The organism is Roseovarius sp. D22-M7 (assembly GCF_037083785.1).
GTDB lineage: Bacteria > Pseudomonadota > Alphaproteobacteria > Rhodobacterales > Rhodobacteraceae > Roseovarius.
In genome coordinates this window covers 157,399-180,447 of record NZ_JBAPKY010000003.1, presented here as the reverse complement: position 1 = coordinate 180,447, position 23,049 = coordinate 157,399, and the positions used below count along the sequence as shown (strand labels likewise).

The 23,049-nt window shown below is 65.5% G+C and carries 21 protein-coding genes and 1 pseudogene; 7 read left to right on the top strand and 15 right to left on the bottom strand.

All coding sequences use genetic code 11. The annotated features are described in order from the left end of the window. The first annotated feature begins 273 nt into the window (after positions 1-273). On the top strand, positions 274-666 hold the full coding sequence (locus V8324_RS02875) for a hypothetical protein (protein ID WP_336418403.1): 393 nt from the start codon (positions 274-276) through the stop codon (positions 664-666). Between the two features lie 103 nt (positions 667-769). Further along, complete coding sequence (locus tag V8324_RS02870) at positions 770-2,167, top strand: helix-turn-helix domain-containing protein (RefSeq protein WP_336418402.1); 1,398 nt, start codon at positions 770-772, stop codon at positions 2,165-2,167. 5 nt (positions 2,168-2,172) lie between these two features. On the opposite strand, the gene V8324_RS02865 is transcribed toward V8324_RS02870, so the two are convergent. After that, positions 2,173-3,066 carry a hypothetical protein gene (locus tag V8324_RS02865; protein WP_336418401.1) on the bottom strand — a complete coding sequence of 298 codons (894 nt, stop codon included), beginning with the start codon at positions 3,064-3,066 and terminating at the stop codon, positions 2,173-2,175. A gap of 222 nt (positions 3,067-3,288) precedes the next feature. On the opposite strand from V8324_RS02865, the gene V8324_RS02860 reads away from it, so the two are divergent. Beyond that, positions 3,289-4,335, top strand: a complete 1,047-nt coding sequence (locus V8324_RS02860; protein ID WP_336418400.1) for a DMT family transporter — start codon at positions 3,289-3,291, stop codon at positions 4,333-4,335. A 6-nt stretch (positions 4,336-4,341) separates the two neighbouring features. Here the strand turns inward: V8324_RS02860 and lpdA are convergent, their stop codons facing one another. The 4 genes from lpdA to queA form a co-directional block, all read right to left on the bottom strand. Then, positions 4,342-5,715, bottom strand: a complete 1,374-nt coding sequence (gene lpdA, locus V8324_RS02855) for a dihydrolipoyl dehydrogenase (protein WP_336418413.1) — start codon at positions 5,713-5,715, stop codon at positions 4,342-4,344. Between the two features lie 136 nt (positions 5,716-5,851). Then, a complete protein-coding gene (locus V8324_RS02850) occupies positions 5,852-6,430 on the bottom strand; it encodes a DUF924 family protein (RefSeq protein WP_336418399.1) in 579 nt (192 codons plus the stop codon). A gap of 104 nt (positions 6,431-6,534) precedes the next feature. Further along, positions 6,535-7,788 (bottom strand): MFS transporter, encoded by a 1,254-nt coding sequence (locus V8324_RS02845; protein ID WP_336418398.1) that lies wholly within the window; start codon positions 7,786-7,788, stop codon positions 6,535-6,537. 68 nt (positions 7,789-7,856) lie between these two features. Then, positions 7,857-8,945, bottom strand: coding sequence for a tRNA preQ1(34) S-adenosylmethionine ribosyltransferase-isomerase QueA (gene queA / locus V8324_RS02840; protein WP_336418397.1), 1,089 nt, complete (start codon positions 8,943-8,945; stop codon positions 7,857-7,859). 90 nt (positions 8,946-9,035) lie between these two features. Between queA and V8324_RS02835 the strand changes: the two genes are divergently transcribed. The 3 genes from V8324_RS02835 to V8324_RS02825 all read left to right on the top strand — a co-directional run bounded on the left by V8324_RS02835 (position 9,036) and on the right by V8324_RS02825 (position 11,668). Beyond that, positions 9,036-9,497 carry a peroxiredoxin gene (locus V8324_RS02835; protein WP_336418396.1) on the top strand — a complete coding sequence of 154 codons (462 nt, stop codon included), beginning with the start codon at positions 9,036-9,038 and terminating at the stop codon, positions 9,495-9,497. A gap of 271 nt (positions 9,498-9,768) precedes the next feature. After that, positions 9,769-11,091 carry a DUF5930 domain-containing protein gene (locus V8324_RS02830; RefSeq protein WP_336418395.1) on the top strand — a complete coding sequence of 441 codons (1,323 nt, stop codon included), beginning with the start codon at positions 9,769-9,771 and terminating at the stop codon, positions 11,089-11,091. Continuing rightward, positions 11,081-11,668: a bactofilin family protein gene (locus V8324_RS02825; protein ID WP_336418394.1), complete on the top strand. Its 588-nt coding sequence runs from the start codon at positions 11,081-11,083 to the stop codon at positions 11,666-11,668. Before V8324_RS02830 ends, V8324_RS02825 begins: the two co-directional genes overlap by 11 nt. A gap of 81 nt (positions 11,669-11,749) precedes the next feature. Here the strand turns inward: V8324_RS02825 and V8324_RS02820 are convergent, their stop codons facing one another. Further along, positions 11,750-12,334 (bottom strand): HNH endonuclease, encoded by a 585-nt coding sequence (locus V8324_RS02820; RefSeq protein WP_336418393.1) that lies wholly within the window; start codon positions 12,332-12,334, stop codon positions 11,750-11,752. Positions 12,335-12,497: 163 nt separating this feature from the next. After that, positions 12,498-14,318: an ABCB family ABC transporter ATP-binding protein/permease gene (locus tag V8324_RS02815; protein WP_336418392.1), complete on the bottom strand. Its 1,821-nt coding sequence runs from the start codon at positions 14,316-14,318 to the stop codon at positions 12,498-12,500. 197 nt (positions 14,319-14,515) lie between these two features. On the opposite strand from V8324_RS02815, the gene V8324_RS02810 reads away from it, so the two are divergent. After that, positions 14,516-15,067 (top strand): TIGR00730 family Rossman fold protein, encoded by a 552-nt coding sequence (locus tag V8324_RS02810; RefSeq protein ID WP_336418391.1) that lies wholly within the window; start codon positions 14,516-14,518, stop codon positions 15,065-15,067. Here V8324_RS02810 and rarD read toward each other — a convergent pair. The 8 genes and pseudogenes from rarD to V8324_RS02770 all read right to left on the bottom strand — a co-directional run bounded on the left by rarD (position 15,028) and on the right by V8324_RS02770 (position 22,983). Continuing rightward, positions 15,028-15,924: an EamA family transporter RarD gene (gene rarD / locus V8324_RS02805; protein ID WP_336418390.1), complete on the bottom strand. Its 897-nt coding sequence runs from the start codon at positions 15,922-15,924 to the stop codon at positions 15,028-15,030. The genes V8324_RS02810 and rarD overlap by 40 nt on opposite strands. Before the next feature lie 124 nt (positions 15,925-16,048). Further along, the gene (locus V8324_RS02800) at positions 16,049-16,507 is read right to left on the bottom strand and encodes a host attachment family protein (RefSeq protein WP_336418389.1); all 459 of its coding nucleotides are present in this window, start codon (positions 16,505-16,507) and stop codon (positions 16,049-16,051) included. A 118-nt stretch (positions 16,508-16,625) separates the two neighbouring features. Further along, on the bottom strand, positions 16,626-17,225 hold the full coding sequence (locus tag V8324_RS02795) for a superoxide dismutase (RefSeq protein WP_336418388.1): 600 nt from the start codon (positions 17,223-17,225) through the stop codon (positions 16,626-16,628). A 113-nt stretch (positions 17,226-17,338) separates the two neighbouring features. After that, the gene (locus V8324_RS02790) at positions 17,339-17,908 is read right to left on the bottom strand and encodes a sarcosine oxidase subunit gamma (RefSeq protein ID WP_336418387.1); all 570 of its coding nucleotides are present in this window, start codon (positions 17,906-17,908) and stop codon (positions 17,339-17,341) included. Continuing rightward, positions 17,901-20,986: pseudogene (locus V8324_RS02785) on the bottom strand (2Fe-2S iron-sulfur cluster-binding protein). The gene V8324_RS02790 and the pseudogene V8324_RS02785 overlap by 8 nt, the downstream one beginning before the upstream one ends. A 61-nt stretch (positions 20,987-21,047) precedes the next feature. Then, positions 21,048-21,377: a sarcosine oxidase subunit delta gene (locus tag V8324_RS02780; RefSeq protein WP_336418386.1), complete on the bottom strand. Its 330-nt coding sequence runs from the start codon at positions 21,375-21,377 to the stop codon at positions 21,048-21,050. Continuing rightward, positions 21,371-21,733: a hypothetical protein gene (locus V8324_RS02775; RefSeq protein WP_336418385.1), complete on the bottom strand. Its 363-nt coding sequence runs from the start codon at positions 21,731-21,733 to the stop codon at positions 21,371-21,373. The genes V8324_RS02780 and V8324_RS02775 overlap by 7 nt, the downstream gene beginning before the upstream one ends. Further along, complete coding sequence (locus V8324_RS02770; RefSeq protein ID WP_336418384.1) at positions 21,733-22,983, bottom strand: sarcosine oxidase subunit beta family protein; 1,251 nt, start codon at positions 22,981-22,983, stop codon at positions 21,733-21,735. Before V8324_RS02770 ends, V8324_RS02775 begins: the two co-directional genes overlap by 1 nt. Between the last annotated feature and the right edge of the window lie 66 nt (positions 22,984-23,049).

Sequence of the window (23,049 nt, the reverse complement as noted above, 5' to 3'; positions counted from 1 at the left end):
CGTCCAGCTGACGCCCCTTCGGAACATGCCGCCCCTTGCCCCTCCCCGACTTCCAGACGCCCGTCCGCTCATCAAGTGCCATCATGGAACTCCTCGCTTTTCTCGGCCCGAGGCGTAGCTGGTCCCCTTCCGGTCTGCGGGGTCAAATGCGACATATCCCCGGTCGGATGCGTTCCGATCCGCGGATACCGCCTGTGCCGATCGGCTGTCGTCCCCGTGATCCGCGCCGGTTTTCTCTGGCGGGCGGTGCCGCGGTCTGCCATATCTCGGGACATGACACGCTTGATACTGCTTGCCGCGCTTTGCACGCCCGTTCACGCCGCGCAGGCCCAGATGACGGCCGAGGAATTCGACGACTACACGCGCGGTCACACGTTCTATTACGGCGCGGGCGGCGGGCCCTACGGCGCCGAGGAATATCTCCACAATCGCCGCGTGCGCTGGTCATTTCTCGATGGCCAGTGCCAAAACGGGTACTGGTACGACAAGGGTGAAGAGATCTGTTTCGTGTACGACCGCACACCCGAGCCGCAATGCTGGACCTTCGAGCGCGCAGAGGACGGGCTGATCGCGCGCTTCGCGGGCGAGCCCGCCATGTCCGAGCTTTACGAGGTCGAGAAATCGAGCGAACCGCTGGAATGCCCGGGGCCCGAGATCGGCGTCTGAGCGGCTTTCATGCAGAAACTTCGGCACGCCGCGCGCTTGCCCTGACATCTTTGCAAATCCGTGCTAATAATGTGCTAAGGTGCAAATCGGCGGGATGCGAGGAATGGCGATCCAGAAACTTTATGCCGGGGTGAAACTGCGCGAGACGCGGACGCGGCTGGGGCTGACGCAGAAGGACTTCGCCGCCAAGCTGGGCGTGTCGCTGCCCTATCTCAACCAGATGGAGAACAACAACCGCCCGGTCTCGACGACCGTGGTGCTGGCGCTGGCGCAGGAATTCGGGTTCGATGTCACTGAACTGTCCGCCGGCGATGCCGAACGGCTGGTCACCGACATGCGCGAGGCTTTCGCCGATCCGCTGTTCGGATCCGAGCCGCCGCCGCTGGCCGATCTGCGCCTGACGGCGTCGAATGCCCCGGCGCTGGCGCGCGCGTTTCTCGAGTTGCACAGCACCTATCGTCAGACGCATGAGCGGCTTGCCTCACTCGACGCGGCGCTTGGCCGCGACGACGCGCGCGGACAGGCCAGCCCATGGGACGAGGTGCGCGATTTCTTTCACTATTGCGACAATTATATCGACGCGATCGACAGAGCTGCGGAAATATTTGCCGAAAGCGAACACAAACCCGATCCCGAACGGCAGGCGATCCGGCGTCTTGCCGCGCTCGACGTGACAGTGACCGAGGCCGACACCGCCACCCTGCGCCATTACGACCGCGGGACCCGGCAGCTGACGCTTTCGGCGCGGGCGGCGCCGCAGACAAGGCGATTTCAGTTGCTCTTGCAACTGGCGCTGCTGACGCAGGATCAGTTGCTGGAGGCAACCCTCGATCTTGCGCGCTTCCAGTCCGACCAGGCGCGCGACATCGCCAAGATCGGGCTCGCCAATTACTTCGCCGGCGCGGCGCTGATGCCCTACGCGCGCTTCCTGGCGGCGGCGCAGGAGGTGCGGCACGACGTCGAGGTGCTCGCCATGCGCTTCGGCGCCTCGGTCGAGCAGGTCTGTCACCGGCTGTCGACGTTGCAACGGCCCGGCGCCAAGGGGGTCCCGTTCTTCTTCGTTCGGGTCGATCAGGCCGGCACGATAACCAAGCGGCATTCGGCGACGCGGTTGCAATTCGCGCGGTTCGGCGGGGCGTGTCCGTTGTGGAACGTGCACCGCGCCTTCGAGACGCCGGGGCGCTTCCTGCGGCAACTGGCCGAGACCCCGGACGGGGTGCGCTATATCAGCCTGGCCTGCGATGTCAGCAAGCCGGGCGGCAGTTTCGGTGCGCCGGTGCGGCGTTTCGCCATCGCCCTGGGCTGCGAGATCAAGCATGCCGGCGACCTGGTCTATGCCGACGATCTCGACGTGACCAATGCCCGCGCGTTCGAGCCCATCGGGATTTCGTGCCGCATTTGCGAGCGCACCGACTGCCACCAGAGGGCGGTGCCGCCGCTGGAACGCCGCCTGCACGTCACGCCGGACGAGCGCGGCGTGCTGCCCTACCGGGTCGGGTAGACGGATCAGATCGCGTCAGGCAGCGCGGGGACAGAAAGCGGCAAGCGCCATGTGTCGGGCGGCGTGCGCTCGCTCTCGGGGCGCGCCAGAAGCACCTGCGCGTGGAAATGCCCCGTGGTCTCGACGCCGTCGGTCTCGTGGCCCGCGGCACGGGCGTTGGCGATGGCGCGAGCCTGTTCGTCGGCGTTCTCGAAGCGGCGATGCACGAAGGGCGAGACCGGCAGAACCTCCTGCACCAGCCCATGCGCGCGCAGCACTTCGTCCGTCGTGCTGCGCTCGTTGCCGCGGATGGGCGAGGTCATCAGCCACGGCTTGCGCGGCCCGCACGCCGCCAGCATCCGGTCGAGCGCGCGCGGCATGAGCTGCGCGACCGAGCCGCATTCGACGATCATGTCGACGGTTGAAAGCTCCGCCGCGAGGGCAGCGGACGGCTCTGCGGTTTCCAGATCCTCGGCGAAGCCGGCCTCGAAAAGACCGACAGTTCCGGCATAGGCCACCGCATTGGGCATCACGTCCAGACCGGAAAAACGGATGCTCGCATCGTCGCGGCGCAATCCGGCCAGCCAGTCGCGATCCCGTGCCATGACCTCTTGCGGGGTGGCCGCCTCAAAATGCGGCGCGCGGTAGCGCCGGAATACCGCGTCGAGCGTGACGTCCCAGCCCATCAGCAGGCTGACGATGCCGTAACTGCTGGCGAAATCGAAGACGCGCGGGCGGGCGAGACCGCGCAGGCGCATCAACTCGTCGAGGCCGGCGTGAAACGCCGCGACCGCGTGATGCTGGTTGCGATAGCCGAGCGCGTCCATCATCCGGAAATAGGCGCGGCAATCGGGCTGGTCGTAGGTGTCGTCGAAGATGGTGACGAAATCGGTGGTCGGGGTCTCTGGCGCTTGGGTCATCGGGGGGTCCATCCGCAGCGAAGGCATATGGACGCCAAGTGTGCCCGCGTGGCACGGTATTACAACCGCAAATCAGTGTGACACGTCCCGCGCGGCCCGATGTGACATCCCGCTTTCCGCAACGTGATCCACCGTGTGCCGTGGGCGCTTGCGCAGCCGGTGCGCAGGGCGCAAGTTGGCAAAGCGTCAAAGTCCATGTTTCCAGGATAACAGGATAAGAAGATGACACAGACCTCGACCGAGACGATGAGCGACGCCTCGCGTGTGCTTCTGGGCGCAGGCCTTGCGTGGGTCGCGGTGGTCATCTTTGCAGCCGGCAATTCCATCGTCTCGCTTCTGGCCGAGATCGGCGCGCAGAACCAGGTGATGGGCCGCAACGTCATCACCTATTGCAACCTGCTTTTTCTCGGCTCGCTGATGTCGCTGGTGCCGATGGCGGCCATGTTCTGGCGCGAATGGACGATGGAGAATCTGCGCAAGCTCACCCGCACGCACTGGATGATCCTGACACTTTCCGCCTTTCTGTCCTCGGCGCTGACGCCGGGGCTGTTCTTCTACGCGCTGGAACAGACCACCGTGACCAATGTGGTTCTCATGGGGCGGATAGAGCCGCCGCTCTTTCTGCTCGCCACCTGGCTGTTCCTGAAAGAGAAATTCGAGCCGTGGGCCTTTGCCGGCGGTCTCGTGGCCCTCTGCGGTGCCGTAGTGATGCTTTGGCTCAATGGCGGCGGCGGGTTCGAACTGGGCAAAGGCGAGATCGGAGCGCTTCTGGCGACGCTGTCCTACATCGCCTCGACATTGGTGGCGCGCACCGGGCTGCGCGGCATCCCGATGGGAATTTTCGCGATCTACCGCACGTTGGTCGGCACGATCTTCTACTTCTTCCTCGCCATCTACCTGTTCGGCCCGCTGCATTTTCAGGACGTGTTTCACCCGCTGGTCTGGGAATATGTCTGGATCTACGCGCTGATCGTGGTGATCGGCGGTCAGTTCGCCTGGGCGCTCGCGCTGAAGAACGCGCGGTCGGGCGACGTGTCGCTGGCGACGTCGTTCTCGCCACTGGCGGCGATCCTGATCGCCATGGTGCTTCTGGGCGAGGATCCCGGCCCCGGCCTGATTCCCGGCGGCGCGATCATCCTGGCCGCCATCGCGATCGGGCAGTACGGGCGGCTGCGGTCGCAGCGCAAGCGCGACGATTGCCCGTCCGTGGCCCCGGCGCGCAAGCGCGCTCTGGAACACGAGGGCGAGGTGAATTTCAAGGGGGCCTGAGGCCGCTCACATGTGGATCACCCGGCCATAGGCGTCGAGAACGCTTTCATGCATCATCTCGCTGAGGGTGGGATGCGGGAAGACGGCCTGCATCAGGTCTGCCTCGGTGGTCTCGAGCTGTCGGCCCACCACGTAGCCGTGAATCAGTTCGGTCACCTCGGCGCCGATCATGTGTGCGCCCAGAAGCGCGCCGGTGGCCGCGTCGAACACGGTCTTGATCATGCCTTCGGTCTCGCCCATGGCAATGGCCTTGCCGTTGCCGATGAACGGGAAGCGGCCGACCTTGATGTCATGGCCGGCATCCTTGGCTTGCGCCTCGGTCAGGCCGACGCTGGCGATCTGGGGCGTGCAATAGGTGCAGCCGGCGATGCTGTCGGGATCCACGGCATGCGGCGCGCCGCCGGCGATCAGTTCGGCGACCATCACCCCCTCGTGGCTGGCCTTGTGGGCAAGCCACGGCCCGTTGGTCGCGTCGCCGATCACGTAAAGACCCTCGACACCCGTGCGGCAATACGCATCCGTAACCACGAAGCTGCGCTCGATCCTGGCGCCGAGATCCTCCAGCCCGAGACCTTCGGTATTGGCGGTGATGCCCACGGCAGAGATCACCGAGTCGAAATCGTGTCTCTCGACCTCGCCGCCGGTTTCGATATGCGCGGTGACGCGGCCCTTGCCGCGGTCCAGTTTCTTGACCGTTGCGTTGGTCTTGATGGTCATCTTCTGCGCCTCGAAGGATTTCCTGGCAAAGGCCGAGATCTCGGCATCCTCGATGGGCAGGATGCGGTCCTGAACCTCGACGACGGTCGTCTCGGCCCCGAGGGTGTTGTAGAAGCTGGCGAATTCGATGCCGATGGCACCGGAACCGATGACCAGCAGCTTTTTGGGCATGCGCGGCGGCATCAGCGCGTGCTTGTAGGTCCAGACGAGATCGCCGTCGGCCGCGAGCCCCGGCAATTCGCGGGCGCGGGCCCCGGTGGCGACGACGATGTTCTTCGCGCCCAGATCTTCGGTGCCCTTGTCGGTCGTGACCCGCACCTTGCCCTTACCGGGCAGCGTGGCCTCGCCCATCAGCACCGTTACCTTGTTCTTCTTCATCAGGTGCGAGACGCCGGAATTGAGCTGCCCGGCCACCGCGCGGGACCGCTTGATCACGGCGTCGAGGTCGAAATCGATGCCCGTGGCGCTCAGCCCGAACTCCTTGGCGCGGTGCATCAGGTGGAACACGTCCGCAGAGCGCAGCATCGTCTTGGTCGGAATACAGCCCCAGTTGAGGCAGATGCCGCCCATATGCTCGCGTTCGACGATGGCCACATCGAGACCCAGTTGCGCCGCGCGAATGGCCACGACGTAGCCGCCCGGCCCGGCCCCGATGACGATCATGTCAAACTGTTTCAACGCCCTGTCCCTCACCGACTTGTCGATCTCGGGGGATGCTAGACGATGTCGCGGGACACCACAACGCGGGCGCTGTCATGTGTCGATCCGGCGCGGCCGGAGATGCGGCATCGGGCGGGGATCACGCGGCCTCGCGGACCTCGCGCAGGACCGCGCCGTAGCCGCCATTCTCCTCGAACGCCCGCTCGGGCGCGGTCGAGACCCGGCCGAGCGCCGCGTTGCGATGCGGGAAGCGGCCGAAGCGGCGGATCACCTCGCGATGCGCGCGGGCATCGGGCATGTTCCCGGCGCCGTGTTCTGGCATGCGCCCGCAGATCAGGCGCACGCAGCGATCCTGGTCGCAGAGGTTCTCGGAATGCATCAGGGGCATGTAGAAGAACTGCCGCGCCGGCTCGTCTATCCTGAGGTCCCAGCCGCGGCCGATCGCCACCTTCGCGGCGGCCAGCGCCGCGGTGTCGGTGGCGAAGGCCCGCGCCGAGCCGCGGAACATGTTGCGCGGGAATTGGTCGGTGAGGATAATGTAAGCCAGCGTTCCGGCGGGATAGGTCAGCCAGAGGCTGCACGCCCCGGCGCGGGCATTTTCCCAGTCATCCTCGAACTGGTCGCGCATCGTGCGGTCCAGTTCTTCGGACGATTTGTACCAGCCATCCGGGCCGACATCGTCCAGCCAGAACTTCAGAACCTCATCAGGCGAAACCATCGGGATACTCCTCCATTCCCTCTTACCAGATGCGTCACCGTAACGCACATCCATGTGAGCACCATAGTAAATTAATAATTCAAAAGGGTTATGAAGATGTCATTTCATGTCGATTTGCCGTCCTGCGCAGCATCGGTGGCGAGATCTTGCGCAAATTCCGGCGCCATCTGCGAGGAATACGGCATCACCACCTGCAAGCCGTCGATCGGCGAGGCAACCCGCGTGGGTCGCTGTGTCATGCGGTAGACCGCGTATCCCACCAGCGCGAACATCAGGATGGCGATGTATAGAAAGTACCCGCCCGGCCCCATGACGCCCATCATCCAGCCGACCATCAACGGCCCGGCAATCGCGCCGAACCCGTTGATGAACACCATGCCGCCCGCCGCCGCCGCCATGTCGTCGCGATCCAGAAAGTCGTTGGTATAGGCGATGAGCAAGGAATAGAGCGGGTTCGACGAGCCGCCGACCAACCATGCCGCGAGCAGAAGAAACCAGAAGTTGTCGCCCAGCACCATGCCGATGACCGCGCCGATGCCGGTGACCATCGAGACGATGGCGATCAGCACGCGGCGGTCCATGCGGTCCGACAACCACCCCAGCGGGTATTGCGCCACCACCGCGGCCACGTAGAACGACGCCACGAAGGTCGAGATCTGCCCGACGCTCAGCCCGGCCTCGGACCCGTAGATCGCCGCCATCCCGAACTGCGCCGCGAACACGCCACCGGTCAGCAACATGCCGACACACCCCAAGGGTGAGATCTTCAGGATCTGGAGCAGCGACAGCGGCTTGGTGGTGGCGAAGGACGGGGTGGGGCTGACCGACAGCAGGATCGGCGCGAAGGACAGCGAGACGAGCACGCAGGGGATAACGAACAACACGTAGCCCGCCGGGTCGGCCAGCACCAGCAGGCCCTGCGCCATCACGATCCCGACCATCTGGACGATCATGTAGAGCGACAGCGCCTTGCCGCGCGTGGCGTTCGTCGCGGAATTGTTCAGCCAGCTCTCGGCCGTCACGTAGACCCCCGAGAAACAGAACCCGATCACCACCCGGCCCACCGACCAGGCCCAGGGATCGGCGATCGTCGGGTAGAGGATCAGCACCGCCGAGATCATCGATCCGAGCGCGGCGAAGACCCGAACGTGACCGACACGCCGTATCATCTCGGGGGCCATGCGCGAGCCGAAGAGAAAGCCCACGAAATAGGCGGACATGACGATCGAAAGCTGTCCGGTCGAGAAGCCTTCCAGCACCCCGCGAATGCCCAGCAGTGTGCCCTGCATGCCGTTGCCGACCTGCAGCAGCATCATGCCCAACAGAAGGGCCCAAAGACCCGAAAATACCCGGAACATCCCGCGTCTCCACACACTTGCCCTTGGCGTTACGCGTACCGGGCCGATCCGTCCTGTCCGTTCGCGACTCAATCCGTCGCGCGGCCGCTCCGAGTGTCATTTGGCGGTTCCGGAAACAAGAGCGAAGCGTCGCCGTAGGAGAAAAAGCGGTAGCGTTGCGTGATCGCGTGCGCATAGATGCGCGCGATCCGCCGACGCCCCATGAGGGCCGCGACCAGCATCATCAGCGTCGATTTCGGCAGGTGGAAATTTGTCATCAGCGCATCGGTGAGCCGGAAGTCGAAACCGGGATAGATGAAGATGTCGGTATCGCCCGCCCAGGCCGCGATCTTGCCAGTGTCGCGCGCCGCCGTCTCGATCAGCCGCAGTGCGGTGGTACCCACCGGGATGATCCGGCCGCCGGCATGGCGGGTGGCGTTGATCTCGGCCGCCGCCTGCGCGCTGACTTCGCCCCATTCGGCATGCATCCGGTGTTCGGTCACATCCTCGACCTTGACGGGCAGGAACGTGCCGGCGCCGACATGCAGCGTGACATGGCTGAGGCCGACGCCCATCTCCGTCAGCTCGCGCAGCAGATCGGCATCGAAATGCAGCGAGGCCGTGGGGGCGGCGACGGCCCCCGCGACGCGCGCCCAGACGGTCTGGTAATCCTCGCGGTCCTGGGCGTCGGCGGCGCGGCGGGCGGCGATGTAGGGCGGCAGCGGCATGGCGCCGGCCGCGTCGAGGGCCGCGTCGAAATCCTCGCCCACAAGGTTGAATCGCAGACGCCCCTGCCCGTCCTCGCGGCCCTCAAGCACCGCACGCAGCGTATCGGAGAAGACGATCCCTTCGCCCAATGCGACCTTCTTGAGGGGCTTGACCAGCGCCGACCACGTGCCATCCGCCTGCGGTTCCAGCAGGGTGACCTCGATCCGGGCGCGCGTAGCTTGCGCGCCGGCCCCGCGATGCCGGTGGCCGGTCAGCCGCGCCGGGATCACCTTCGTGTCGTTGAGCACCAGCCGGTCGCCGGGGCGCAGCCAGCGGCCCAGATCGGCCACACTCGTATCGGTGATCGCGTCGCCTTCGGCCACCAGCAGACGCGCCGACCGCCGCGGCCGCGCCGGGCGCGTCGCGATCAGCGCCTCGGGCAGGTCGAAATCGAAATCGCTGAGTTTCATGGCGTCATTCTGTTATGAGGGTTAGCGCCTTTAATATCGCCACGTGTCGGCTATTGTGAAACGCGTCGTTGCGCAACAAGAGGACGTGCCATGCCCGAGATCTCCGAGACCGCCCCCGATTTCACCCTGCCCCGCGACGGGGGCGACACCGTGAGCCTGTCCGCCTTGCGCCCCGCGCCGGTGGTGCTGTTCTTCTACCCGCGCGACGATACCTCGGGCTGTACGAAGGAAGCCGTCGCGTTTTCCGCCATCAAAGCCGATTTCGACGCGGCCGGCGCGCAGGTGTTCGGCCTCTCGAAGGACAGCGTCGCCAGCCACGAGAAGTTTCGCGACAAGCACGCGCTGACCGTGCCGCTTCTGTCGGATGCCGAGGACGGGGTCAGCGAAACCTACGGCGTCTGGAAGGAAAAGAACATGTACGGCAAGAAATTCTTCGGCATCGAGCGGTCGACCTTCCTGATCGACGGCACCGGACACATCGCGCAGGTGTGGCGCAAGGTGAAGGTGCCGGGACATGCCGAAGAGGTGCTCGCAGCGCTGCGGGCGCTGTGAGCGGCGCGAAAACGGGCGGCATATCGTCTGTCACGCGGTGTCGCATTGTCGCTGATGCGCTATCCAATCGTGGCGGAATTGCAACTCAAGGTTGGAATCTCGTCGTAAATAAGCGGTTTTTCGCCAAATGGGCGGAAAACGGCCCGTCGGGGCATCGCGATCGGGCGAACGCCTTGCCGAGGTTTTGTTCAAAGTCTAAGCGTTGGTAAATATCGCGTGATCGTGAAGGCAACACCTTTGCGCGGGACAAAACCACGAGGACCGGGACATCGTGATCAAACGACTGAGTGTAAAACTGCACGACACCCTCGCGCGTTCCATTCCAGAAAGACGGGTCTTCCTGCGCTCCGACGCCGACACACGCTTCATCCGGGTTGGTCCCGTGGCACAAGTGGTGGCCGGAGGCGGCGCGATGACGATCGTCGCATGGGCGATCTTCGCGACGTCGATTCTCGTGATGGATTCGTTCGGTGCGGGACCCTATCGCGACCAGACCCGGCGCGACCTTCAGACCTACGAGGCGCGGCTGAACGCGCTCGCGCATGAGCGTGATGCGCGCGCCCGCGAGGCCCGCACCGCGCAGGATCGCTTCAGTTCTGCGCTGGAGCGGATCTCGGCGATGCAATCCGACCTTCTGGAATCAGAACGGCGGCGGCGCGAGCTCGAGACCGGGATCGAGGTCATCCAGGCCACGCTGCGCCGGACCATGATCGAACGCGAAGCCGCGACCCGCAAGGCAGAGCGGCTGGCCGGCCGGCGTGACGGGGATAGCGCCACGGCCCGCGGGAATGGCGAGGCCGAGGAGCGCGACGGGACGGTCGAGTTCCTGGCCGCGGCCCTCGAGGATACTGCGCAAGCCCGCGACCGAACCGCGGCAGACGCACAGGCGGCCGCCGACCGGGCCGAGGACATCGCCCACGAATTGCGCCTTCTGCGCGAACGCAACGACGACATCTTCCGGCAACTCGAAGAGGCGGTCGCCGTCTCGGTCGAACCGCTCGACGCGATGTTCCGCAAGGCGGGTCTGGATGCCGACCGCCTGCTCGACACCGTGCGGGGGGCCTATTCGGGCCAGGGGGGGCCGTCGCTGCCGGCGTCGCTGTCCACCCGCGGCGATGCGACCCTGACGCCCGAGGCGCAGCGGGCGGGGCGTATCCTGGGGCGGCTCGACGAACTCAACCTCTACCGGCTCGCCGCCGAGAAAACGCCCTTTGCGCGGCCCGTCGAGGGCGGCGTCCGGCTGACCTCGGGCTACGGCATGCGGTGGGGCCGCATGCACAAGGGCACCGATTTCGCCGGCGCCCACGGCACCCCGATCCTTGCCACCGCCGACGGCGTGGTCAGCCATGCGGGCTGGTTGTCGGGCTATGGCCGCGTCGTGAAGATCAAGCATGCCTTCGGGATCGAGACGCGCTACGCGCACATGTCCCGAATTCGGGTCAAGCAGGGACAAAGGGTCTCGCGCGGGGATAGAATCGGTGATATGGGGAATACCGGACGATCCACTGGCACCCATCTTCATTACGAGGTTCGCGTGGACGAAAAGGCCATCAACCCCATGACCTACATCAAGGCAGCGAAAAATGTTTTCTAAGAGCAAGATCAACGAGCCTGCGCAAAAGTCTGCCGACCCGAGACCGGCGACGTCCGAGGCGCGTCAGGGTCAGGCGCAGCCCGACAGCAACACGGGCGAAGCGCGGCCGCAGACGCCGAAGGCCAAGCCGCCCGCGTCGGTGCTCTCGTCCGATCTGAACGTGACCGGCAACCTCAAGACGACCGGCGATATCCAGGTCGAGGGCACGATCGAAGGCGACATCCGCGCGCATCTGCTGACCATCGGCGAAGGCGCCACCGTCAAGGGCGAGGTGATCGCCGACGATGTTGTGATCAACGGCCGCATCGTGGGGCGGGTGCGCGGTCTGAAGGTCCGGCTGACCGCTACGGCGCGGGTCGAGGGCGACATCATCCACAAGACCATCGCCATCGAGAGCGGCGCGCATTTCGAAGGCTCCGTCCAGCGCCAGGACGATCCGCTGTCGGCCAACAAGGGCGCCGCCAAGCAGGCGCAGGCGCAGGCGCAGCCACAACAGCCCGCCGCGAAGCCGCAGGAGGCCAAGCCGCAAGAGGCGCGCGCGGCGCAGCCAAAGCCGGTGGACAGCACGAAGGCGTGACGGCAATTCAGCTTCGACCACAGGCACCCGCACGGGTGCCTTTTTCATCGGGGATTGCAACAGCCGGCCGGAACCGGCCGCTCAGGCTTCCAGCTCTGCGTCCCAGTACAGGAAATCCAGCCAGCTCTCATGCAGGTGATTTGGCGGGAACTTGCGCCCCATGTTGCGCAACTGCTCGGCGCCGGGCACGACGGGGGCCTTGCGCAGGCTCATTCCCGCCTTGCGCAGGCTGCGCGATCCCTTCTGCAGATTGCACCGGCTGCAAGCGGCCACGACGTTCTCCCAACTGGTGATGCCGCCGCGGGCGCGGGGCACCACGTGATCGAAGGTCAGGTCGCCCCTCGACCCGCAATACTGACAGCTGAATTCGTCCCGCAGGAATAAATTAAAGCGCGTGAAGGCCACGCGCTTTTGGGGTTTGACGAAATCTCTGAGCACGATGACCGAGGGTATTCGTATCTCGGTGCTCGGGCTGCGCACCCAGTGGTCGTATTCGGCCACGATATCGACCCGGTCGGACCACGCCGCCTTGACCGCCTCCTGCCAGGTCCAGAGCGACAGGGGATAATATGACAGCGGCCGGTAATCCGCGTTCAGCACCAGAGCCGGGAAGTGCCGCAGCGCGGCGGGCTCTCTCACGAAGTCAGTTCTGAAATCCCCATCCATCGGTCACGATGCCTTTCTCACGGCCCCCGGTTGCAGACGGCAAGACCGTAAAGACCCCGCCCGCCGATCACTATATCTCGTGTTTTGCAACTGGCAAGCCCGAGATAGCGCGGCATATCTAGCGCTCTTCTAGACATCAAACATGACCCGCGCGTGACAGCTTTCAGGCCACCGCCTCGTCCTGCCCGGCGAGCTGACGCTGCCAGAGCGCCGCGTAGCGTCCCTGCCGTGCCAGCAGATCGTGATGTGTCCCTTCCTCGATCACCACCCCGTGGTCCAGAACGGCGATCCTGTCGGCCCCCGCCACGGTCGAAAGCCGGTGCGCGATCATGATTACCGTACGCCCTTTGGCGGCGCGCGCAAGGGCGTCCTGGATGTCGGCTTCGGTGTGGCTGTCGAGCGCGCTGGTGGCCTCGTCGAGCAGCAGGATGGGCGGATCCTTCAGCAGGGTGCGCGCGATCCCGACGCGCTGCTTCTCGCCGCCCGACAGCTTCAGCCCGCGCTCGCCCACCTGCGTGTCGTAGCCGTCGGGCAGCCCCGCGATGAAGTCGTGGATCTGGGCGGCGCGCGCCGCGTCCTCGATCTCGGCCTGGCTGACGCCGGCGCGCCCATAGGCGATGTTGTAGCCGATCGTGTCGTTGAACAGCACTGTGTCCTGCGGCACCACCCCGATGGCATCGTGCAGGCTGTCGAGCGTGACGTCGCGCAGGTCCTGCCCGTCGATGCGGATCGCGCCCGACTGCACGTCGTAGAAGCGGAAGAGCAGCCGCCCGATGGTGGATTTGCCCGCCCCCGACGGCCCCACGACGGCCAGCGTCTGACCCGGCTTCACCTCGAACGAGACGCCCTTCAGGATCGGATGCGCCGGGTCATAGCCGAACTGCACCGCGTCGAATTCGACCCTCGCCTCCGACACCCTCAGCGGGCGCGCATCGGGTTTCTCGGAGACATCCGGATCCTGTTCGAGCAGTTCGAACATTTCCCCCATGTCGACAAGGGCTTGCCGGATCTCGCGGTAGACCGTGCCGAGAAAGTTGAGCGGCATGGTGATCTGGATCATGTACGAGTTGACCATGACGAAATCGCCCACGGTCATGCTGCCGTTCTGCACGCCGATCGCGGCCATCACCATGACGATGATCAGCCCGCCGGTGATCAGCATCGACTGCCCGAAGTTGAGAAACGCCAGCGAATACGAGGTCTGAAGCGCGGCCGTCTCATACTTGGCCATGGCCGAGTCGTAGCGCTCGGCCTCGCGCGTCTCGGCCCCGAAATACTTGACCGTCTCGTAGTTCAGCAGGCTGTCGATCGCCTTCTGGTTGGCATCGGTGTCCTGGTCGTTCATCTCGCGCCGCAGCCGCACGCGCCATTCGGTGACCTTGAAGGTGAACCACGTATAGGCCGCGATCACCCCGGCGACGACCACGAGATACCAGATGTCGAACAGCGTCCACAGCACGATGCCGACCAGCAGAAGTTCCAGCACCAGCGGGCCGATGGAAAAGAGCAGGAAGCGCAGCAGGAAATCCACGCCCTTGACCCCACGCTCGATGATCCGGCTGAGCCCGCCAGTCTTGCGCGAGATGTGGTAACGCATTGACATCGCATGGATATGCTGGAACGTCCGCAAGGCGAGCGCCCGCAGTGCGCGCTGCGCCACGCGCGCGAAAACGACGTCGCGCAATTGCTGGAACCCGGTATTGAGCAGCCGCGCCATGCCGTAGGCGACGGTCAGCCCGACGGCACCGGCGCCGAGCATCCAGGCCGCGTTCCGGCCCTCGCCCGAGAGCGCGTCGACGGCGGCCTTGTAAAAGAACGGGGTGCCGACGGCGACGAGCTTGGCAGTGACCAGCAGCAGGATGGCGATCACCACGCGCCGCTTGACCCAGGGCTGATCCGACGGCCACAGGAACGGGGCCACGTGCCGGATCGTCAGCCAGCCGTTGCGCGGTGGCGAGGGCAGCGTGGAGGAGGTGTCGGTCATGTCTGGCGTGATCTTTCGCTTGACTGAACAGGTAGATAGCCCGCGTCCGGTCGAATGACCAGCCCGCGGCGGAACTGGCCGCGGGATCGGGGGCGGGTCCGCGACATTATGGTCACCGGGTCGGCGGGGTCATTGTTCGCGTCGGCGAAGGCGGATATCAGGGCGGATATCGAAGGTCTTGGATATCGGAGGACAAGATGACAGCACGCTCGGTCTGCGTATTCTGCGGCGCGCGCGCCGGGAGGCGCCCCACATATATGCAGGCGGCGACCGAGACGGGCCAGATGTTGGCCGAGGACGGGTACCGGCTCGTCTATGGCGCGGGCGATGTCGGGCTGATGGGCGCGACGGCGCGCGCCGCGCAGACCGCAGAGGGCGAGACGTTCGGAGTGATCCCCGCGCATCTTGTCGACATGGAGGTCGGCAAGCGCGACCTGACACAATATATTGTGACCGAGACCATGCATGAACGCAAGAAAGTGATGTTCATGAACTCCAACGCGATCATCGTTCTGCCCGGAGGGGCCGGGTCGCTCGACGAGTTTTTCGAGGTGCTGACATGGCGCCAGCTCGGCCTGCATGAAAAACCGATTTTTCTATTGAGCATAGATGGTTACTGGACGCCTCTCATGCAGATGATAAGGCACGTGATCGACGAGGGCTTTGCCGATGAAAGCCTCAGCTTCTTCGTGCAGCCCGTTGATTCCGTTCAGGATTTGAGGACCGCCCTGCGCGCGGCCCTGTCCTGACGCAGGCTTGCGGTGGTGTAGATCGCCAGCGCCGTCCAGATCATCGCAAAGGCGATGGCATGCCATAAGCTGAACACCTCCTGAAAAAGTAGTGTTGCAACAAGGAATTGCAGGCTGGGGTTCAAGTACTGGACCAGTCCCACCGTGGCCAGCGTGATGCGCTTGGTCGCATAGCTGAACATTATCAGCGGGGTTCCCGTCAGGATGCCGGAAAAGGCCAGCAGCAGGCTGTCGCGCCAATTGGCCCCGAAAGCGCCGCCCGGACCAGTGTGGAAATACCAGAGCACGGTCAACGCGATCGGTGACAGCAACAGCACCTCGGCCGTGACCGACACCACGGGCCCCACGGAAAGTCCTTTCTTTACAAGCCCGTAAAGTCCGAAACTGGTTGCCAGGACCAGCGAGATCCATGGCGGCACGCCGAGGCCGAGGGTCAGTGTCACCACGGCACAAAGCGCGAGGGCCACCGCGAAAAGCTGCGCCCGGCCAAGGCGCTCGCGAAAGGCGAGCGCCCCCAGAAGCACCGCGACGAGCGGGAAGATGTAGTAGCCCAGAGAGGCCTCCATCGCGCGGCCGAGCTGGATCGAGGTGATGAAAACGAACCAGTTGGTCGAGATCATCAGTGCCGCGAGGGCGATGGAGAAGACCGAGCTTCGACCCGCAACCGCTTGACCCAGAAAAGAAATACGCCCCTGCAGCAAAAGCACGAAGGCGAAGAAGGCACACGACCACAGGGTGCGGTGCGCGAGGATCTCGATCGGCTGGATATGTTCCAGCAGCTTGTAATAGATCCCCGACAGCCCCCAGACCGTGCAGGTGGCGACCATCGCGATCACGCCCTTGGTTTGCTCGCGCATGGTCTTGGTCTTTCGCTGTCACCCTGCCGCCCCAAGTGCTGACGCAAGCCACGGGCGGGGGCAAGGCGAAAGCGTACAGGCTGTACCGCGTGTACGCGGGGAATATACGCAAGCGGCGCGCCGGTCAGAGCTTGGGGTCCAGCTCGGCCTTGAGCATCTTCTCGACCTTGTCGAGGGGGTGGTGGGTAAGGTCCTTGGTGATCTCGGCCACGACCCGTTCGCGAACCTCCTTGTGCAGCTCGTCGCGCAGCCTGCCGAGGACATACGGCGTCGCCACCAGCACGATGCGGTCGAAGTCGCCGCGATGCGCGTGCTTGTAGAGAATGTCGGCGAGATCGTGCGCGAAGCGTTCCTTGGCCAGTTCGTGCCAGTCCGTATCCTCCATCGCCGAGCTTTGGCCGGTGCCGGGATCCTTCCGGCGCCCCGGACGGTTGGCGGATTGTTCGTAATCGGACGGGTTCTCCTGCTCTGTCTTGCGCACGACGTCGAGCGCCGGCGAGATCGCATCGACCTTGTTGTGCAGCAGCAGCGCCTTTTCGGCATCCGCGAGCAGCACCCAGGTTCCATGTGTCAGGATCGCCATCTTCTTTCTCCTTCGTGTCGTTGGCATATCCGATATGGGGCGCAGTGCCCCGGAAACGCAAACGCCCCCCGGCCTGTCCGGGCCGGGGGGCGTGATCCTGCCCGAACGGGAGACGCCGTCACATGCGCGAGGCGACGTTTTCCCAGTTCACGAGATTGTCGAGGAAGTTGTTGATGTAGGCGGGACGCTTGTTGCGGAAGTCGATGTAGTAGGAATGTTCCCACACGTCGCAGCCCAGAAGCGCCGTCTGCCCGAAGCAGAGCGGGTTCACGCCGTTCTCGGTCTTGGTGATCTTGACGCTGCCATCGGTGTCCTTGACGAGCCACGCCCAGCCCGAGCCGAACTGCCCGACACCGGCGGCGGCGAACTGTTCCTTGAACTGGTCGAAGCCACCGAACGCGTCGTTGATCGCCTTTTCCACTTCGCTTGGCATCTTGGTGCCGCCCGGCGCCATCATTTCCCAGAACTGGTTGTGGTTCCAGTATTGCGAGGCGTTGTTGAAGATGCCCGACTGCGCGACCGATTTGGGATCGTAGGTGCCCTTGATGATGTCCTCGACGGGCTTGCCTTCCCACTCGGTGCCGGAAATCGCCTTGTTGCCGTTATCGACATAGGCCTTGTGGTGAATGTCGTGGTGATATTCCAGCGTCTCGCGGCTCATGCCATGATCGGCGAGCGCGTCGTGGGAATATGGAAGATCGGGAAGTTCGAAAGCCATTGGGTTCCCCCTGTTCGTTGATGTCAAAATCATTGCGAGGCTTACATGGGTGCCGAAGCCGCGAAAGGTCAACCCCGGGGGCCGGAGTTTTTGCCCCCGAGGCCGCGGCGCGGTCAGGCGTAGAGCCCGACCTCGCCGCCCGGCCGCGCGGCGGTTTTCAGCACGCCGAACGCGTAGTCGGCGACCGACCGGAAGCAGATCACGTGGAAGGTGCCGCCCGCGTCGAGCCAGAACGCCGCCGCGATCTGCGCCATGCGGGTACGGCGCACCATGCCGGGCGTGAAGGCGTCCGGCGCAAGGTCCACCGGGCAGAGCTTGGCCAGCACCTCGCGCGCGCCGGGGCCCGAGACGTGCAGGTGGCAGCGGGCGTCAGAGACGTCGGCGGCAAGGAAATACTGGCCGGCAAGCGCCGTCTCGATCGCCGCCAGCCTTTCGCCCACTTCTGTATGGGGGCAGATCAGCAGCACCTCGTCCGGCGCCATCCAGAGCGCCGCGGTGCCTGCGCCGAAGCGCGCCTGGCGGAGGCTGGGCATCTCGAGGCCGGTGGCGGCATGCACCGCCTGCGCCACCGCATCCGAGCCGAGATCGCCGCGCAGGGTGATCATGCCGGCAGGTTCAGCCTCGGCAATCGTCGCGAAGCCCTCGTAGCGGGCGCCGTCGAGGGGGGTGACGGGATCAGGCATTCATCTTCTCCCCTTGCTTGTCGAAGAAAACGGCATCGACGATGCGCGCCTTGACGATGCCGCCATCGACGCGTGGAAATTCCAGCACCTCGCCCATGCGGTCGGGGCCGCGATGCACGAGCCCCATGGCGATGCCGCGCCCCAGCGTGGGCGAGAAATAGGTCGAGGTGACGCGGCTCTGCACGTTGCGCTGGCCGTTGGCGTTGTGGCCCGGGGCGGTGGCATAGGCGCCGTCGGGCAGCACCGCGCCGTCGAGGGTTTCCAGCCCCACCAGCTTCCAGCGGTTCGGGTCGGTCATGTGGCTGCGGGCCTGCGCGCGTTTGCCGAGGTAGTCGTCCTTCTTCTTGGAGATCGCCCAGTCGAGCCCGAGATCCTGCGGGATCACCGTGCCGTCGGTCTCGTCGCCGATCATGATGAAGCCCTTCTCGGCGCGCATGACGTGCATCGCCTCCGTGCCGTAGGGCATGACGTCGTAGTCCGCGCCGGCCTCGATCAGCACATCCCACAGCGCGCGTCCCTGCCCGGCGGGGACGGCCAGCTCGAACGACAACTCGCCGGCGAAGGAGATCCGGAAGACGCGGGCGGGTATGCCGGCGACGGTGATCTCGGTCCAGCCCATGAAGGTCAGCGTGTCGGCGGAGATATCGTCGTCGGTCAGTTTCTCAAGCACCTTGCGGGCGTTGGGACCGGCGACGCCCACTTGCGCATATTGCTCGGTCACGTTGGCGGTGTAGACCTGCCAGTCCCACCAGTCGCATTGCAGCCAGTCTTCCATGTGGGCATGGATCCGCTCGGCGCCGCCGGTGGTGGTGTGGCAAAGGAACGTCTGCTCGTCGAGCCGCGCGACCACGCCGTCATCCATCAGGAAGCCGTTCTCGGAACACATCAGCCCGTAGCGGCAGCGGCCGGGTTTCAGGGTCGACATCATGTTGGTGTAGAGCATGTCCATGAAGCGCCCGGCATCCGGTCCCTTGACCACGATCTTGCCGAGGGTCGAGGCGTCGATCAGCCCGAGGCTGGCGCGGGTCTGTCGGATCTCGCGGTGGACGGCGTCGCGGCGGGTTTCCTCGCCGCGCGGGAAGCAGTAGGGGCGGCGCCAGTGGCCGACCGGCTCGAAATCGGCGCCATGCGCCTCGTGCCAGCCATGCAGCGGGGTCTTGCGGATCGGCTGGAAATTCTCGCCGGTGGCCTCGCCGGCGATCACCGACAGCGAGATCGGCGTGTAGGGCGGGCGGAAGGTGGTGGTGCCGGTCTGCGGGATCGGTTGGCCCAGTGCGTCAGACAGGATCGCCAGCCCGTTGATATTGCTGAGCTTGCCCTGATCGGTCGCCATGCCGAGCGTGGTGTAGCGCTTGGCGTGCTCGACGCTCTCGAACCCCTCGCGCGCGGCGAGCTGGACATCCGCGACCTTCACGTCGTTCTGGAAGTCGAGCCACGCCTTCATTCGCAGGTCGATCGCAGCGCCCTGCGGCATGAGCCAGACAGGCTCCATCATCGCCTCGTTGGACTGGCTGGCGGTGGGGGCGCTGCCTTGCGGCTCGAACCCCATGGCCCGCGCCGCGGCCTGGCCCGCGGCATGCGCGTCGGCCAGCACGCTTGCGAGATCCGAGGCGCCGTTGGCGGAACCGGAGGCCAGCACGAAGCCCGCGCCGTCGGCGCCGCGCGGCGGGTTGTCGGGGTCGGGGCGGAAATGCGCCTGCGCGTCGTCCCAGATCAGCTTGCCGCCGCAATGCGACCAGAGATGGACGACCGGCGACCAGCCGCCCGACATCGCGACCGCGTCGCAGGCGATCTCGTCGAGCACCGCGCCCTCGCCGGCCTGCGCGCAGATGGCGACGCCGGTGACATGCTTGCCGCCCTTGACCTTGGCGATGCCCTTGCCGGTCTCGACCCGGATGCCCAAGGACCGCGCCTCGTCTGCCAGCGCGCCGCCGCCGGCGTGGCGCGCGTCGAGGATCGCGGGGATCACGAGGCCGAGCCGCTTGAGAGTCAGGGCTGTGCGGTAGGCGTCGTCGTTGTTGGTGACGATCACCGTGCGGTCGCCCGCCGAGACGCCGTAATCGACCGCGTAGTCGCGGATGGCCGAGGCCAGCATCACGCCGGGAATGTCGTTGCCGGCAAAGCTGAGCGGGCGTTCGATGGCGCCGGTTGCGGTGATGATGCGCCCCGCGCGGATCCGCCAGAGCCGGTGGCGCGGCCCGGTCGCCCCGGGGGCGTGATCCGCGACGCGCTCGTATCCCAGAAGGTAGCCGTGATCGTAGACGCCCGCGCCCATGCAGCGCGCGCGCAGGGTGACATTGGGCATGGCGCGCAGGGCGTCGAGCGTGGCGTCGATCCAGTCGGCGGCGGGCTGACCCGCGATCTCGCCGCCCTCGACGGGGGTACGGCCGCCCCAATGCGCGGTCNGTCGATCCAGTCGGCGGCGGGCTGACCCGCGATCTCGCCGCCCTCGACGGGGGTACGGCCGCCCCAATGCGCGGTCTGCTCGATCAGCAGGACCTTCGCCCCGGCCTCGGCGGCGGCGAGCGCCGATTGCAGACCGGCCACGCCGCCGCCGACCACGGCCACGTCACAGAAATGGTAGAAATGCTCGTACCGGTCGGGATCGCCGGGATTGGGGGCCTGCCCGAGGCCCGCCGAGCGGCGGATCACCGGCTCGTAGACGTGTTTCCAGAAGGCGCGCGGGTAGAGGAAGGTCTTGTAGTAGAAGCCCGCGGGCAGGAAGCGCGCGAGGTACGTGTTCACCGCGCCCACGTCGAATTCGAGGCTGGGCCAGTGGTTCTGCGAACTGCAGGTCAGCCCGTCGAAGAGTTCCGTGGTGGTAACGCGCTGGTTGGGTTCCATCCGCGCGCCCTGCCCGAGATGGACAAGCGCATTGGGTTCCTCGACGCCCGAGGCCACGATGCCGCGCGGGCGGTGATACTTGAACGACCGGCCGACCAGCGTCTGGCCGTTGGCCAGCAGCGCCGAGGCGAGCGTATCGCCGGGATGGCCCTTGAAGCGCTTGCCGTTGAACGTGAATTCCAGCGTGCGGCTGCGGTCGAGCCGGCGGCCGGCGGTGGCGAGGCGTGTGCTCATGTCCGAAGCCCCTTTGCCCGTGGCGGGCGTGGCGGTTGAGTATTTGTGGAAAGATGAAGGGTCATGCGAATCCCCGCCATGTCCAGCCGGGGCGTTTGGCGGTGACCGCGTCGCGGACGGCTTGCGGCGGCGTGTGGGTCTGGGCCGGATAGGTGCCGTAGATTTCCAGCGTCAGCGTATCGCGGGCCATGTTGAACCACTTGCCGCAGCCATAGACGTGGCGCCAACGTTCGAAATGCGGGCCCTTGGGGTTTTCCTTGGCGAAGAGGTAGCCGTGGAAGTCCTCGTCGGAGGCGTCGGGGCCGGAGCGGACGAGATGCGCCTCGCCGCCCTGGTGAAATTCGGTTTCTTCGGCGGTGACGCCGCAGCAGGGGCAGGTGATGATCAGCATTTCATTGCTCCACATTTCACGAGCGAGATAACCAAATCCCCTAAGATAGCAGTGCAGGACCCCAGAATTGTGGTCCAAGTCACGTGAGGACCAATCACACCTTTCGGCACGACGTGGTTTGAAGCATCCCAAGCACCTGCATGCATCCCCGTAAAGAACTCACGTTTCTCAAGATAAAAAAATACTGCGAGCCCGAGAAGAACGCTGAGAGCGCCGGCGCGGGCGAAAGCTGTTGGAACCATTTCATTCCAGCTCAGCCAAGCACCCAATGAGAGCAAGAAAATGGACCCCAACCAAAGACCTACGACGTAGGGCTTGAGGCTTTTCTTCAGCTCTTTATCGGTCGGATACGCCATCAATGCGCCACGCCCGCCGCGACGCTCTCGTCGATGAAGCGGCCCTGGTAGAAGCGGTCGAGGCCGAACTGGTCGCAGAGCGGCGAGTGGCCCTTGGCCATGAGCTCGGCAAAGCCCCAGCCGGAGCCGGGGATCGCCTTGAACCCGCCGGTGCCCCAGCCGCAATTGATGAACACGCCGTCCACGGGCGTTTTCGACAGGATGGGCGAGCGGTCGCCGGTCATGTCGACGATGCCGCCCCATTGGCGCAGCATCTTGAGCCGGGCGACCATCGGGAAGGTCTCGACCAGCGCGCGCACGGTTTCCTCGATATGGTGGAAGGAGCCCCGCTGCGTGTAGTTGTTGTAGCCGTCGGCGCCGCCGCCGATCACCATCTCGCCCTTGTCGGATTGCGACATGTAGCCGTGCACGGTGTTGGCCATGACGACGGTGTCCATGCAGGGCTTGATCGGTTCCGAGACCAGCGCCTGCAGCGCGACGGATTCGATCGGCAGGCGGAAGCCGGCCATCTCGGCCAGATGCCCCGAATGGCCCGCCACCACGATGCCGAGCTTGTCGCAGCCGATGTCGCCGCGATTGGTGGTCACGCCGGAGACGCGCCCGCCCTCGCCGTCGCGGGTGATGCCGGTGACCTCGCATTTCTGGATGATGTGCATGCCCATGTCCGAGCAGGCCCGCGCCAGGCCCCACGCGACCGCATCGTGGCGCGCGGTGCCGGCGCGCGCCTGCCACAGCCCGCCGAGGACCGGGTAGCGTGGCCCGTCGAGGTTGATGATCGGCACGATCTCCTTGACGCGCTGCGGCGAGATGAATTCGGTCACCACGCCCTGCAGGGCGTTGGCGTGGGCGGTGCGGGTATAGCCGCGCACCTCTGATTCTGTCTGTGCCAGCATGATGACGCCGCGCGGGCTGTACATGATGTTGTAGTTGAGGTCCTGTGACAGCGTCTCGTAGAGCGAGCGCGATTTCTCGTAGATCGCCGCCGAGGGGTCCTGCAGGTAGTTCGAGCGGATGATCGTGGTGTTGCGCCCGGTATTGCCGCCGCCGAGCCAGCCCTTTTCGAGGATCGCGACGTTCCTGATGCCGAAATTGCGCCCGAGGTAATAGGCGGTGGCCAGCCCATGCCCGCCGGCGCCGATGATGACGACGTCGTATTTCTTCTTCGGCTCGGGCGAGGCCCAGGCGCGGTCCCAGCCGGTATGGTGGCGCAGGGCCTCTCTGGCGATGGCGAAGGCGGAATAATGTTTCATGCGCGATCTCGTGGGGCTTGGGCGCGCCGGGGCGCGCGCCGTCGGTTGGGATCGCAAGGGGGCGAT

Excerpts from the sequence above, each read along its gene's own strand:
- lpdA (WP_336418413.1), bottom strand. The coding sequence starts at position 5,715 with ATGATCGTCATCGGGGCCGGGCCGGGCGGCTACGTCGTGGCCATTCGC.
- V8324_RS02770 (WP_336418384.1), bottom strand. The coding sequence starts at position 22,983 with ATGAAACATTATTCCGCCTTCGCCATCGCCAGAGAGGCCCTGCGCCAC.
- V8324_RS02850 (WP_336418399.1), bottom strand. The coding sequence starts at position 6,430 with ATGGTTTCGCCTGATGAGGTTCTGAAGTTCTGGCTGGACGATGTCGGC.
- V8324_RS02800 (WP_336418389.1), bottom strand. The coding sequence starts at position 16,507 with ATGGCGATCCTGACACATGGAACCTGGGTGCTGCTCGCGGATGCCGAA.
- V8324_RS02790 (WP_336418387.1), bottom strand. The coding sequence starts at position 17,908 with ATGCCTGATCCCGTCACCCCCCTCGACGGCGCCCGCTACGAGGGCTTC.
- V8324_RS02780 (WP_336418386.1), bottom strand. The coding sequence starts at position 21,377 with ATGCTGATCATCACCTGCCCCTGCTGCGGCGTCACCGCCGAAGAAACC.
- rarD (WP_336418390.1), bottom strand. The coding sequence starts at position 15,924 with ATGCGCGAGCAAACCAAGGGCGTGATCGCGATGGTCGCCACCTGCACG.
- V8324_RS02835 (WP_336418396.1), top strand. The coding sequence starts at position 9,036 with ATGCCCGAGATCTCCGAGACCGCCCCCGATTTCACCCTGCCCCGCGAC.
- V8324_RS02865 (WP_336418401.1), bottom strand. The coding sequence starts at position 3,066 with ATGACCCAAGCGCCAGAGACCCCGACCACCGATTTCGTCACCATCTTC.
- V8324_RS02775 (WP_336418385.1), bottom strand. The coding sequence starts at position 21,733 with ATGGCGTATCCGACCGATAAAGAGCTGAAGAAAAGCCTCAAGCCCTAC.
- V8324_RS02870 (WP_336418402.1), top strand. The coding sequence starts at position 770 with ATGGCGATCCAGAAACTTTATGCCGGGGTGAAACTGCGCGAGACGCGG.
- V8324_RS02795 (WP_336418388.1), bottom strand. The coding sequence starts at position 17,225 with ATGGCTTTCGAACTTCCCGATCTTCCATATTCCCACGACGCGCTCGCC.
- V8324_RS02815 (WP_336418392.1), bottom strand. The coding sequence starts at position 14,318 with ATGACCGACACCTCCTCCACGCTGCCCTCGCCACCGCGCAACGGCTGG.
- V8324_RS02845 (WP_336418398.1), bottom strand. The coding sequence starts at position 7,788 with ATGTTCCGGGTATTTTCGGGTCTTTGGGCCCTTCTGTTGGGCATGATG.
- V8324_RS02820 (WP_336418393.1), bottom strand. The coding sequence starts at position 12,334 with ATGGATGGGGATTTCAGAACTGACTTCGTGAGAGAGCCCGCCGCGCTG.
- V8324_RS02875 (WP_336418403.1), top strand. The coding sequence starts at position 274 with ATGACACGCTTGATACTGCTTGCCGCGCTTTGCACGCCCGTTCACGCC.
- V8324_RS02810 (WP_336418391.1), top strand. The coding sequence starts at position 14,516 with ATGACAGCACGCTCGGTCTGCGTATTCTGCGGCGCGCGCGCCGGGAGG.
- V8324_RS02825 (WP_336418394.1), top strand. The coding sequence starts at position 11,081 with ATGTTTTCTAAGAGCAAGATCAACGAGCCTGCGCAAAAGTCTGCCGAC.
- queA (WP_336418397.1), bottom strand. The coding sequence starts at position 8,945 with ATGAAACTCAGCGATTTCGATTTCGACCTGCCCGAGGCGCTGATCGCG.
- V8324_RS02860 (WP_336418400.1), top strand. The coding sequence starts at position 3,289 with ATGACACAGACCTCGACCGAGACGATGAGCGACGCCTCGCGTGTGCTT.